The organism is Chroococcidiopsis cubana SAG 39.79 (assembly GCF_003991895.1).
Classification (GTDB): Bacteria; Cyanobacteriota; Cyanobacteriia; order Cyanobacteriales; family Chroococcidiopsidaceae; genus Chroococcidiopsis; species Chroococcidiopsis thermalis.
Map to the genome: position 1 here is coordinate 138,972 of NZ_RSCK01000006.1, position 12,780 is coordinate 151,751.

At 45.1% G+C, this 12,780-nt stretch carries 10 protein-coding genes and 1 tRNA gene; 4 read left to right on the forward strand and 7 right to left on the reverse strand.

The genetic code is table 11. From position 1 onward, the window contains the following. The first annotated feature begins 38 nt into the window (after positions 1-38). Positions 39-695, forward strand: a complete 657-nt coding sequence (locus DSM107010_RS06235) for a hypothetical protein (protein ID WP_015153032.1) — start codon at positions 39-41, stop codon at positions 693-695. Here the strand turns inward: DSM107010_RS06235 and DSM107010_RS06240 are convergent. Further along, positions 692-1,390, reverse strand: a complete 699-nt coding sequence (locus tag DSM107010_RS06240; RefSeq protein WP_015153031.1) for a glutathione S-transferase N-terminal domain-containing protein — start codon at positions 1,388-1,390, stop codon at positions 692-694. The genes DSM107010_RS06235 and DSM107010_RS06240 overlap by 4 nt on opposite strands. A gap of 184 nt (positions 1,391-1,574) precedes the next feature. Continuing rightward, the gene (locus DSM107010_RS06245; protein WP_127022588.1) at positions 1,575-3,182 is read right to left on the reverse strand and encodes an alkaline phosphatase D family protein; all 1,608 of its coding nucleotides are present in this window, start codon (positions 3,180-3,182) and stop codon (positions 1,575-1,577) included. Between the two features lie 449 nt (positions 3,183-3,631). Between DSM107010_RS06245 and DSM107010_RS06250 the strand changes: the two genes are divergently transcribed. Both DSM107010_RS06250 and DSM107010_RS06255 read left to right on the forward strand, forming a co-directional pair. Then, complete coding sequence (locus DSM107010_RS06250) at positions 3,632-4,006, forward strand: hypothetical protein (RefSeq protein WP_106166310.1); 375 nt, start codon at positions 3,632-3,634, stop codon at positions 4,004-4,006. A 231-nt stretch (positions 4,007-4,237) separates the two neighbouring features. Then, complete coding sequence (locus DSM107010_RS06255; RefSeq protein WP_106166309.1) at positions 4,238-4,915, forward strand: class I SAM-dependent methyltransferase; 678 nt, start codon at positions 4,238-4,240, stop codon at positions 4,913-4,915. A gap of 8 nt (positions 4,916-4,923) precedes the next feature. Here the strand turns inward: DSM107010_RS06255 and trhO are convergent, their stop codons facing one another. Next, on the reverse strand, positions 4,924-5,832 hold the full coding sequence (gene trhO / locus DSM107010_RS06260) for an oxygen-dependent tRNA uridine(34) hydroxylase TrhO (RefSeq protein WP_106166308.1): 909 nt from the start codon (positions 5,830-5,832) through the stop codon (positions 4,924-4,926). 128 nt (positions 5,833-5,960) lie between these two features. On the opposite strand from trhO, the gene DSM107010_RS06265 reads away from it, so the two are divergent. Then, a tRNA-Ala gene (locus DSM107010_RS06265) sits at positions 5,961-6,033 on the forward strand. Between the two features lie 28 nt (positions 6,034-6,061). On the opposite strand, the gene DSM107010_RS06270 is transcribed toward DSM107010_RS06265, so the two are convergent. From DSM107010_RS06270 to DSM107010_RS06285, 4 genes are all read right to left on the reverse strand, one after another. Next, positions 6,062-7,531, reverse strand: coding sequence for a beta-barrel domain-containing protein (locus DSM107010_RS06270; protein ID WP_106166307.1), 1,470 nt, complete (start codon positions 7,529-7,531; stop codon positions 6,062-6,064). A 77-nt stretch (positions 7,532-7,608) separates the two neighbouring features. Continuing rightward, positions 7,609-10,542 (reverse strand): peptidase domain-containing ABC transporter, encoded by a 2,934-nt coding sequence (locus tag DSM107010_RS06275; RefSeq protein WP_127022590.1) that lies wholly within the window; start codon positions 10,540-10,542, stop codon positions 7,609-7,611. 106 nt (positions 10,543-10,648) lie between these two features. Beyond that, a complete protein-coding gene (locus tag DSM107010_RS06280; protein ID WP_106169402.1) occupies positions 10,649-11,380 on the reverse strand; it encodes a peptidylprolyl isomerase in 732 nt (243 codons plus the stop codon). A gap of 512 nt (positions 11,381-11,892) precedes the next feature. After that, positions 11,893-12,765: a calcium-binding protein gene (locus DSM107010_RS06285; RefSeq protein ID WP_422387874.1), complete on the reverse strand. Its 873-nt coding sequence runs from the start codon at positions 12,763-12,765 to the stop codon at positions 11,893-11,895. Positions 12,766-12,780 lie beyond the last annotated feature (15 nt).

Consider the following 12,780-nt stretch of genomic DNA (forward strand, 5'->3'; position numbering starts at 1 on the left):
CTGTAGGATCGTTTGCATAGCTGTAAGCCAGGATGCAAATGACTCTTTCATATACGGTAAAGCTGATTTCAGTCGCTTTCGCATTGGCTAGCGTGGGACTGGATACGACAAAAGCGATCGCGCAGACGATATATCCATTTAACGGTAACTATGACACAAGAATCGAGATCGTACCGATTGACGAGGAGCTATCTCAATCGATCGAGTTAGCTACGAGTTCCGACCCTGAAGCCCCTTATGGTCTAACTCAGTATGAAGGATTAATCTACGCGCGAACCGATCCTGCAACTGGTGCGCTTAACTTTGATACCAATCCCGCTACGTTTGGCTTACCAGATCTGCCACCAGGTTACATCGTATTTGAGGGAGAAGGCACGGATAACAAATTGCGAGGAACTGCCACGGCTACGGCTACACTTGACCGGGAAAATCTGACGGGATCTGGTTCCGGTACGCTGACAATTACAGGTGGCGAAGGCATATTCACAGGCGCGACTGGAACGCTAGATTTTACTCAAGTCGATCGACTTAACCCAGATCCAAACGTTCTTTCGCTTGAGGGTGATGCTGTCATTACTGGCTCAATCGAAACAGTCCCAGAACCAGGAGGAGTAGGAACGCTGGCTGGTGTCGGTGTTATTGGCGCTGGCTTACTGCTACATCGCCAACGCCAAAAGTTGACCAAAAACACTTAAGACGAGCGCCGCCGCCCTTGACCGAATAAAATCGCTTTAGATTCTTCGGTGACAGATGGCGCAGTACTAATTTCGTCAGCCTTAGCATAGGCACGTTGCACGGCAGGACGTGCTTTTATGCTCTCAAACCAGCGTTTAAGATTGGGAAAGTCATCTAAATTTTGCTGTTGCGTCTCGTAGGGTACGATCCAGGGATAAGCTGCCATATCCGCGATCGAGTAACTACCTGTGATAAAAGGTAGATTTGTCAGCCGTTCGTCGAGTACGCCATATAATCGTTCGGTTTCCTTTACGTAGCGATCGATCGCATAAGGAATTTTCTCCGGTGCGTAAGTGACAAAGTGGTGATTTTGTCCCAGCATGGGACCCAATCCACCCATTTGCCAGAACAGCCATTGCATTGTCTCGACGCGATCGCGTAGGTTATCTGGTAAAAATTTTCCCGTTTTTTCTGCCAAATATTGCAGAATTGCCCCCGATTCAAATACGCTTATCGGTTCGCCACCATCAGGGGGGTCGCGATCAATAATCGCCGGAATTTTATTATTAGGTGAGATCTTGAGAAATTCTGGGTCGAACTGTTCGCCCTTAGCAATATTGACAGGTTTGATTTCGTAAGGTAGCTCTGCTTCCTCAAGAAAAATGGTAATTTTATGTCCGTTTGGAGTTGTCCAATAGTAGAGTTCGATCGTCATGGCAATTCATTCGGAATGCATAAACTCTTCGATCGTAACCGGAATTGTTGAGTGGTTGGTAGTTGGTAATTGGTAATTGGTAATTGGGTGGTGCGTGGTGCGTGTTGATAGGGTATGGAGTGTGGGGTGTGGTGTGACTAATTTCTCCCTTGTCCCTCTTGTCCCCTCAGCTCCCTCAGCTCCCTCAGCTCTCTTCAGGAGGCAAATCCACGCTGTAGAGGGTGTCCCCGGCTAAATTGTGTAGGGTGACGGTCATCACTTCACTGTCGCGATCGATTTTGACCATACCAAAAAACTGTAACCCTTCCGAAGGGGGACGATTTGGCTTAGTTCCCTTTGGCAAACTGTTAAATTTCACCTGCGGACCAAAAGTACTATCTAGCTCGTTAGGTCCAAATGTGCCTGAGTTTAAAGGACCCGCGACAAACTCCCAAAAAGGCTTGAAATCAGTAAATTGAGCTTTGCTAGGGTCGTAGTAGTGAGCCGCAGCATAATGCACGTCTGCTGTCAACCAAACAACATTGCGGATATTTTGCCGCTGAATGAACTGAAACAAATCTGCAAACTCTAGTTCTCGCCCTAGAGGAACGCCGTTATCCCCATTTGATAGCGCTTCATAGGCTGTTGTCCCATCTGGAATTACTAGTCCAATTGGCATATCGCTAGCAATGACTTTCCAAGTGGCGGTTGAGGTGAGTAACTGCTGCTTCAACCAGCTGACCTGAGCTTTACCTAAAAATGCTGTCTCGTCGCTTGCCTCAGTTTGGCGATTTGCCGAGTTTGCGCCTCGATAGCTGCGCTTGTCGAGCATGAAAATGTCTAGCATCGCTCCGTACTGAAACGAACGATAAATCCGCTCTGGGTCGTTAGGATCGAAGCGAATTGGCTGGTATTCTAGAAATGCTTGTCTTGCCCGTTCTGCCAGAAGATTCACATCTTTAAGCTGATAACGGGCATCTGTACCGACATCTGTAAGAATCTCGCCTGGATACCAGTTGTTTGTGGTTTCGTGGTCGTCCCACTGAACGAGTTGAGGGACTTCGGCATTGAAACGGCGGACGTTTTCATCGAGTAGGTTATAAATATAGTTGCCGCGAAACTCAGTTAGTGTTTCTGCTACCTTTGCTTTTTCTGGTGTGGTGATGTTTTTCCAAATGCTACCATCATCAAGTTTGACTTCAGCCAAGATTGGATTATCAGCGTAAATCGTATCGCCAGAGTGGATGAAGAAGTCTGGATTGAGTTGTCGCATGGTTTCATAGATCTTCATGCCACCAAATTCTGGATTAATTCCCCAGCCTTGTCCGGCTGTGTCTCCTCCCCAGACAAATTTAATGTCGCGTTTTTTAGTTGAAGGAGTGCGAAAAGTTCCCGTGACAGGAACGCTCGAAATACTAGAGTTGTCCAAATCCTGAAAAGTAAATCGGTAGAAGATTTGCTCGTCGGTTGGCAGTCCTGATAGGTCAACGCGGACTGTAAAGTCAGTTGCTTCTAAGGCTGGCGCTCCGATAATTCGTCGGACATGGCGAAAATTTTCACTCGTACTGTATTCTACGATCGCTCGTGCGGGGCGATCGCAGCGGCTCCAAACTACGGCACGATTCCCCGTGATATCACCACTAGCAACTCCATAAGGGATTGTCGGGCGCATTTTGTCTGAGGTCACAATTCCTGGCGCTTGTGCCTTAACTTGTCGGGATGGCGACAACAAACTGGCAGCTACAGCCCCGCTGGTGAAAGCCGAACCGAGCAGAAATGAGCGACGGTTAAGTTGTCGCAAGTTGAAATTCATAAGTATTTCCTTTAGTTTGGCAAGGGAAAATCGAAACAATATCGAAAACCTTAATTTTGATAAGTCAAAATAAACTACCAAAAAGCTCAATTCATGCGCTTCGATTTAGCGCGATCGCTATCCTGTTAGTAGTTAATGACGTGAAAGTAATCTTGAGAAAAAAAGAGTTTACGGCAGTAATTTAAACAAATCTCGCTCCGCAGTCAAGCAGCAAAAATTAACCTTGACTTAACTATTTGATGATGTTAATCGTATTTGCGATCGCTCAGACCAAATTTTAAGAACAATTACCTACGATTAGAAATTTGGCATTTATCATTTATTGTAAATTTATCCGCGGGCATCTTAACTATAGAAGCTATACCAATCGCTCGTACTAGCTTTATATAAGCTTTCTCATACTCCTGAGAATCGATCGATATAAGCAAAATTACTCAGAGGGATTCAACATGAATCTGACTAGACTAAAATGGACTAAAAATGTAAAAAATCAAGATGGTAGATATTGGGCTTATAAGGATAAAACTGAATATATTGAACCAGCAGAAAATATTTTTGGTTTAAACTGGAAGTACAATCAATATGAAAATACTTGCAAGCCTCAAAAAGACGATTTTATCATTTTAAGACAGCACGCCAGGGTCACTCATGTAGTTCGAGTTATAGATAACGAGTTGTACAAAGAGTTGACAGCAAAAGAATTTAGCTTTTATCGGATGGTAAAAACGGTTTGGATAGCTAATGATGGCACAATCCGCCAACTTACGAGCAAGTTTTCGGTCAAAAAATCTTTTTTCCGAGAGATGGAAAAGTTATCGACTTAGAGAATATGAATGTTTTTCAAGAAAACTGGAATTCAAAAGCAGGATTGTTAGCTTTTCAAAAGCACGTTCAACAACTACTTCAAATCAGCTAACGGATTGCAATTGCTAACTGATAATTTTTGAAATGTTTAAATGGATGGTGAGTATTGCTTACCTTTATTTTTGATATTTATTTTGACACTATTTTTTGATATTATTTAATTGCGATCGCCACTCATTACTGACTCGATCATGACTTGGCAAACTCTTGGCTTAGAGCCCCATTTATATGATTACTTATTATCTATTTCATTGCGAGAACCAGAGATTTTAACGCAACTACGTCAAGAAACTGCCCGTCACCCATTAGGTAAGATGCAAATTGCACCCGAACAGGGTCAATTTATCGCCTTATTGTTGCAATTAATCAGAGCAAAGAAAACTTTAGATATCGGTGTATTTATGGGTTATAGTTCTTTAGTCATGGCATTAACATTACCCGTTGATGGTATAGTAGTAAGCTGTGAAAAAAATGAGGAATATGCTGCGATCGCGCGTCACTGGTGGCAGCAGGCAGGCGTAGCACATAAAATTGACTTGCACGTTGCACCAGCCAAGGAAACCCTTCACCATCTCATAGAAACAGGTGCATCTGAAACATTTGATTTTGCTTTAATTGATGCAGACAAGAGTAATTACGATAGCTACTACGAACAAGCACTTCAGCTTATACGTCCAGGCGGATTAATTGCAATTGATAACGTTTTATGGTCGGGACGAGTTGCCGATCCACAGGTCCAAGATAATCGCACTAAGAAATTACGCACCTTAAATCAAAAACTTCATCAAGATAAGCGTATTACTCTCAGCCTTGTACCAATTGGAGACGGTTTAACTCTGGTAAGAAAGGTAATGAATGCTAATTGCTAATTGCTTCCTTATCTCTCTTGTCCCTGCTTCCGCAACTCCCGACTCCCGACTCCCTGTTTCAACTTTTCTTGCTGGCGGCTTCTCTTCTCCTCGGTAAGAGTATTAAAGCAATCAGGACAGGAAATTCCTTCTTCGTACTTTTCCGATTGCTTATCTTCTTCTGAAATTGGGTGTCCGCAACTACGACACATTTCATAATTACCTGGTACTAAACCTTGTTGTACAGCTACCCGTTCGTCAAATACAAAACACTCTCCTTGCCACAAACTTTCTTCAGATGGAACTTCCTCTAGATATTTTAAAATTCCACCTTTGAGGTGATAAACTTCCTGAAATCCTTGAGACAGCATGAAAGATGAAGCTTTTTCACAGCGAATTCCTCCCGTACAAAACATTGCTACCTTTTTATGTTTGTCGGGATTGAGATGTTGACGCACGTATTCAGGAAATTGGCGAAATGACTGAGTTTGTGGATTTTGCGCTCTTTGGAAACTTCCAATTTTTACTTCATAATCATTGCGGGTGTCAATCACTACGACTTCAGGATCGCTAATAATTGCGTTCCAGTCTTGAGGGTTGACATAAGTACCGGCTTGCTGGCTCGGATCTGCTTCCGGTATTCCAATGGTGACGATTTCCCGCTTCAACTTCACCTTCATCCGCTCGAATGGGGGTGCTTCAGCACGTGATAACTTGTACTCTAAGTCTGCCAGACGCGGATCGGAGCCGAGAAAAGCAAATAGGGAATCAATTAAACTTCGGGAAGCAGCTGCAATTGTGCCATTAATTCCCTCCTCTGCGAGTAGAATTGTCCCTTTCACCCCTTGAGACAGGCAGTAAGACAGTAACGGTTCGCGTATTTCGGCGCAGTCTGGTAAGCTGACAAACTTATAAAATGTGGCGATAACCTGAGTCATGGCTTTGAATGAGTAGAAATTTCTGAAATATTTTTGGTAATTTTGCTCGTTTAGCTCTTGACCATATTGTTTTAGAGTAGCTATAATAACAAAGTTGTCGAAAAAACGACAGCAAACTCACGACTCACGGGGGTTTAGCTCAGTTGGTAGAGCGCCTGCTTTGCAAGCAGGATGTCAGCGGTTCGAGTCCGCTAACCTCCATATTTAGTTATTAATTATTTAATCCCAACTACCGGATCGACTCTACACTTCTGACTTGCTTGTCAAATAAATCGGTCAAAATACTCATAACCGATCGCTTGCGAATAATAATCCCAGCATTGACTCCCATCCCAGATTGTAAGGAAATTGGTCTGCCATTCACCGATAAATTTTGCGATTCTAATTGAATTCTGGCAGGAAAAGCGTAGTATTGCCGCTCTTGAGTTGGTGCTAAAGCATCGGAACCAACCCAAGTAATTTTTCCTTTGAGTGTACCGAATTCTGTTGAGGGAAAGGAATCGACTCGCACTTCCACTTTCATTCCCTCGCGCACGAAGCCGATATCTCGATTTGTCAGATATACCGAAGCAACTAAATTATCGTTGGGAACGATTTTTAAAATTGGTTTTGTATCGCCAATCACAAAACCCGCCGCACGAGGCTGCAAGTCAAATACAGTTCCATTCACTGGAGATTTAAGCTGCTGATATTTGACAGATTGTACGGCTTTACTAATTTGCGCGTCAATTTCTGCTAATTTTGTCTTATTTTCCAATCGCTTTTGGCTTAATTGACTATCAATCTCCGCTATTTTTTTATGATTTTCGGCAATTTTACTGTGAACTTCTTTCGCTGAGGTGGCAATTGTATTTTGTAATTCTTCCTTAGCTCGATCGATAGAAATTGCTAGCTTTTGTTGTTCGGCTGTTAGGCGATCGACCTCTCCTTGTTTGGTAATAACTTCCTGTTGCTGGCGTTCGTATTGAATTTGAGAAATTGCCCCTTCTCCAGTTGCCAAGGGAGTAATTCGCTTTAAAATTTGGTTGTTGACCTTAAGAATTTGCTTTGCCGTTGCTAGCTCTTTGGCAGTCTGCGATCGCTGTTTTTCTAATTCTTGAACTTGCTTCCGCGCTGCCTGAACTCTCGATTGAATTTCATTTTGACTAGCTATCAATAATTGACTTTGATTATTTGCAAAATCCGTCGTTTCTCCAGAAGCAATATTACCACCCTTTAAAACATTTTGAAAATAGCGATTTTCCGACATCAAATCGGCGCGTAACTTCAGTAGAGAAACCAGATCGGCACTTCCAGAAATTACAGGTTTACTACTATTAATTGCCTGGTCGTAAAACTGATTTTCTTGTACTAAACTAGAGCGGACTTTTGTGAGAGAATCTAAGTCAGCTTGAGGTGAAGTCGGGTCTAAAGTGACTAAAAGCTGATCTTTTTTCACGCTCTGACCGTCTTGAACGTGAATTTCTCGCACCACTCCCCCAGTGGGAGCTTGAATTTCTTTAACTGCCCCTAACGGCTCTAATTTACCCGTTGCGACTACAGTTTGATCGAGTTTAGCAAATGTTGCCCAGGCGATCGCCGAAGTTGTCGCGCCAACAATCAGCCAAATAAACAAATGCGACCACAAAGCAGGACGGTTAAGTACTACTGATGAATTTAAAAATTGTTCCTCAGATTTGGCTAACGGTTCGGTATTCATAGTTGCGATTCCTATTGTCGATGGCGGTATTCGTATGTAGGGGCGCACAGCTGTGCGCCCCTACACGAGGGGAATATTTACAGTTGCGATTCCTGTTGTTGGTAGAGACAGAAATAACGTCCTCTCAAAGCCATTAATTGTTGGTGAGTGCCTTGTTCTACCACCACGCCTTTATCCATCACCAAGATCGCATCGGCATTTTTTACCGTGGCGAGACGGTGGGTAATGAAAAATACGGTGCGCGAGTGAAATGCTTCTGCTAAATTCTGACAAACCTGCCGTTCCGAATCGTAATCGAGGGCGCTGGTGGCTTCGTCCAAAATCAGCAATTTGGGATTTTGCAGTACCGTACGGGCGATCGCAATCCTTTGTCTCTGTCCCCCCGACAGTGCCGAACCCCGTTCCCCAACGTTGGTGTTGTAACCGTTGGGTAAAGACATAATAAAGTCGTGGGCGACGGCAATTTTCGCAGCGGCAATAATTTGCTCTGAACTCGCTTCTGGATTCGTTAGGGCAATATTTTCTTGCACCGTGCCGTTGAATAACAACGTGTCCTGTAACACCATGCCGATTTGTCGTCGCAGGGAATACAACTCAACTTTGCTGATATCGTAATTGTCAATTTGAATCGTCCCTGTCGTCGGTTCGTACAGACGCGGTAACAACTTCGTTAGGGTACTCTTACCCGAACCACTCTGCCCGACAATCCCGACAAACGTACCCGCAGGAAATTCTAGATTTACATTAGTCAGTTGAAACACACCGCTGTTGCCAAAGCGAAAAGACACGCCATCAAATTTGACTGCCCCTTCAATTTCAGGCATTGGCAGTTGCGCCCGGTTTGCCTCGTCTACTTCTGGGTGTGCGTCGAGAATATCACCCAAACGCTCGATCGATAAAGCAGTTTCTTGGAAGTTTTGCCACAGTTGAATCAACCGCAATAAGGGACTGGTGGTGTAGCTAGAAATGATCCGAAAGGCGATCAATTGTCCCAGGGTTAATTGTTGGGAAATCACCAAATATGCCCCAACCCACAACAGTAATAGCCCAGAAAACTTATTGAAAAATCCGCTCACCGAACTTGCCGTAGTGGAAGTCACCACGGTATTAAACCCAGCGCTGATGTAACGGGCGTAGCGTTCGTACCAGTGCCAGCGCGATTTAAGTTCGATGTTTTGCGCTTTGACTGTTTGAATTCCCGAAACAACTTCTACTAAATAAGACTGAGTATCGGCGTAGCGTTCTGCTTTCACCCGCAGTTGTTTGCGGACGATGGGCGCGACGAAAATTGTCAACAGGGCAAAGACTGGAACTGTTGCCAGGGCTACAAGTGTCAGTATCCAACTGTAAAAGAGCATCACAGCGATGTAGATCACCGAGAACACGGCATCTAATACAACTGTCAGTGCCGTACCCGTGAGGAATTGGCGGATATTTTCTAACTCGTTGATACGTGACGCTAATTCTCCGACGCGGCGGCGATCGAAATAACTTAAAGGTAGACGTAACAGGCGATCGATCACTTCCGAACCTAAAGCAATGTCGATGCGGTTCGTGGTATCGACAAATAAATAAGTCCTGACTCCCGTGAGCAAGGCTTCAAATAGCGCTACCCCAAGCAACAAAATTCCCAGGACGTCTAATGTATCCAAAGCACCGTTGACCAAAACTTGGTCGATAATGACTTGGGTAACGAGGGGATTGGCTAAACCAAATGGCTGCACGAAAAATGACGCGATCAAAACTTCGATCAATACGCCACGATGGTGGGCGATCGCCGGCAAAAACCAGCGCAAGCTAAATCTTTCCGTCTTTTCCCCCGGACGCGCTTGTAACAGCAATACTTGCCCTCCCTCGCCCCAAGCACGGGCAAAATCGGCAGGGGTTTGACGGTGAATCCCGATTTCGGGAACGGCAAGCGTCAGTTCTTTGTCGTCGCAGGCGTAGAGAATTGCCAAGCTATCGTGATAGCGGATTAAAGCAGGAGTTTTGATCCGCGCGATCGCTTTGCTGGGGACTTGAATTAATTGGGCGCTCATGCCCAACATCTCGGCGATCGCGCCGCAGCTTTGCAAAGAAATTGTTCCGAGAGATTTCTGCTGATTTTCCAATACCCGCCGCACCGTGTCCCGTCGCCACGATACGCCCAAATATTGACACAACATTTGGAAGCAAGCCATCGCCGCGCTAATTTCTCCCTGTCCGCGCACGAAGGGATATTTAACGGATTTGGTGTTGGTTGCTGGGGCTACTGGGGGTTGTTCTGGGGCGTAGGGAACTTCTAGATCGGTAGGAGCAAGTACGACGGGCATAGTTCGTTCGATTTCCTGGGGTAATTTCACGCCCAGCAGCCGCACCCCTGGCTCTGTAATTGTGGGGGCTGAACCGTTCAGCTCGAAACGGTTGCCGACAATCGCCTCCGCTCCACTACTAATCAGCCAAGTGCGATCGCCACGCAATCGCGTCCCATCTGCTTGCCCTGGGGCTAAATTCAGTACCTCGACGGACGGACTTAGTTGAAATACCAAGTCTTTCAGTTTCGTGGCACTGTCGGCGCGACGTTGGAGTTCTAAACTCAAGAGTTCGCACAATTCCGCAGGAGAAAATTGCGCTTTGATGTGTTGGGCAAAAGTCGGTTCGGCTGAAAGACTTGCTAAAAAGTCGGCGGCGGGAATCGCAATACAAATGACTTCCGTAGAGGCGATCGCGGTTTCACAGGGAATGTTGCGAATCAAACCCGCCCAACCTAAGACGGTTTTCGGTTCGACTAAACCCAAACTTACGGGGCTTTGCTGGCGGCGATCGTAGCCTATTAATCTAGCAGTACCTTGGTAGATAACTAACACCTGCGTCGGCATTTTTTCCCGCACGAGTAGCGGTTGCCCGATCCGATAGCGCCACAAGTGACATTTCGTTGCTAATTCCTGTAAAGTCGTTGCTGGCAGCGGATGAAATAAATTTGTCTGAGCGAGAAATGCTTGAAATTGAGAGCTAGAAATAGTAGCTGTCATGACGAATTCAAAATTCAAAAGTTAAAAGTCAAAATATTCCAAAATCAGAATTTGCAGATCGATCGGCTTGATACTGTCCGGGGTCTGATTTAGCTACGGGCAAACGCTAAGACCAAGAAAATTGCAATGGTTGGAGCTGCTGAATTTGTTCGTTCAGCCAGGTTTCAAACATTTCGTTGAGCAAACGCTGCCGCATATTTGCGTCTAATTGAGCTGGTAGCAACTTTTCCAGTCGGACGATCGTAAACCAGTTTTCGATCCGAGTCGGTCGCCAAAGCTGCCCTGGTTGACCGATGGAAAGAATTTTGGCAAGAGTTGGATTGAGTTGGCTTAATGGCACGGGTCCGATGACTCCGGCTGTGTTTGCCTCCGAGCCTTTGGAGTATTGTTGTGCCATTTCAGCAAAGGTTTGCTCCCCTTCGAGGATGCGAAAGTAAATTTCTTGTGCCAGCAAACCGTCTGTTGTCCGCAGTAAGGAAAAAATAACTTGGTCGAAGGCTGCTTTGCGACTCATAAAATAAGACTCGACCTTTGCACCCCAAGTATCTTGTTTGAACTTCTCAATCAGGAGCGATCGCACGGCGACTTCTGCCATCTGTGCTTCACTCATGCCAGCTCTTTTTAACCAAGCTGCTCTTGACTCTGTATCGTTTATGTGATACTGTCTCTCAAACTGCTCGATTGCTTGTTGGCGTTCGGCTTCGGTACAAAAATAAGGAGCGATCGCGCGATCGATCGCAATTCCCCGCATCAACTGCGGTAGCAATTGATAGCGACTCAATAGAGACGGAATTTCTTGAGTGGGAATGATGCTGTTTAATTGAAACTCTTGTGCCATACCAATATACAGATATATAAATTTACAGCCCTAGCTGAAAAATGCATAACATAATTTGTGTTCGACTAGGGTTGCTCATAATTGTCCTTGCGAATACTAATACTAATCTTGATTTAGCCGATCTCGCGGTAAAAGGTAAAAAGTCTTTATTCTTTACTCAATTGGCTTCCCTACTAACTTTTGATTAGCGCTGTATAGGTAAAAATTCCCCACATTAGCTGCATGTTAAATTTACTCCCATCTCATCTTATCCATGTCACCTTTAGCGGAATTAGCTTTTCTTTGGCAATCTTTGATTTTTCTTATGACGTTATACTCCAACTATGGAAAATTAAATGACAAAACAACTAAAGTTACAAGAATTTCGGATTTCTTGATAAAAGTTTATTTGCACAGAGCAGGGAGCAGGGATCGAGGGAATCTCGTAGCGAGTGCGATCGCGCTAGGCTAGAACAAGTGGAGTAAGCTGAAGTTACTCCGCTTGTGCGCTTTGCTTGAGATCTACGAGAGGGTTAGGGTGTTATTTGCACAAAATCATCAACTGTAATTTGACTAGCTTGAATCCCTTCGAGAATAATTACGTGCGTCTGACTTCCTACATCGTTCAACCCTTCAAGCTTCCAGCGAATTTCAAGATTCTGCCCAACTTGAACAATATCAAGGTCGCTGAAACTGAGAGGAGGACCATCGATCGTTGTCAGTAGCCCCAATAAATCTCGACCATCCTGAAAGTCTTGGATGATATCGCGATCGCTACTCAAATAGAAGCGATCGACCCCGGAACCACCTTGGAGTAAATCGTCGCCCGTACCCCCATTCAAGCGATCGTCACCTGCTCCAGAAATCAAGATATCGTTACCCGAATCGCCATCAAGTTTGTCATCTCCATGACCTGCACGCAACTCATCGTCGCCAGCGTCGCCGTAGAGAATGTTGTTGCCTTGAGTGTCTTTTAAGCGATCGTTACCCGCACCACCACTGAGAGTATCGTTGCCTTTGCCGCCGCTCATCGTATCGTTGCCATCAGCACCAACTAGGGTATCGTCGCCGTTGTCCCCTTCTAATACATCGTTGCCCCCATCCCCATGCAGAAGATCGTTCGCTTCACCTCCGTGTAAACAATCGCTACCGTCCTGTCCAAATAAATAATCGTTCCCGCTCTCACCGTAGAGGGAATTATCCCCTCCACCTCCGTGTAAGGCATCGCTGCCATCGCCTCCTTTTAAGAGATCGTTACCTCCACCGCCATAGAGGGAGTCATTCTCTTGCCCGCCATAGATCTCATCATCACCATCTTTGTCAGACAGGAGATTTTCTCCCTGATAAGATTGGGCGATAACTTCTGGATAGGCTTCTGGAAGCGGAAAGGAACTATCAGCAAACAGAGGACTTTCTCGATT